The 247-nt window shown below is 43.3% G+C and carries 1 protein-coding gene; it reads left to right on the top strand.

The genetic code is table 11. From position 1 onward, the window contains the following. Positions 1-62 precede the first annotated feature (62 nt). Positions 63-247, top strand: a 185-nt coding sequence (locus ACWP87_RS13880; protein WP_032822592.1) for an IS5 family transposase, incomplete at its 3' end; no start/stop codon positions are given.

Below are 247 nucleotides of genomic sequence, written 5' to 3'. Positions count from 1 at the left end.
AGAACCTGTCTAGTATCTGCTGAATCTGGTAGAATTGTGGAAAACCGACTGAGGAGTTTGTCATGCCAGATTATCCAAGCAATATTTCTCGAGCGCAATTTGCGTTAATACAACCTGATTTAGAAAACTTCCGCAAGCATACAAGACCGCGTCGTTATGATCTTTATGACGTATTCAATGCCATCCTTTACTCGCTTACTACAGGGTGTCAATGGCGTGAATTACCGCACGATTTCCCGGAATGGCA

It is taken from the genome of Lacticaseibacillus sp. 22, assembly GCF_055413445.1.
The sequence above is the reverse complement of the archived record's forward strand: the minus strand, read 5'-3'. Positions and strand labels throughout refer to the sequence as shown.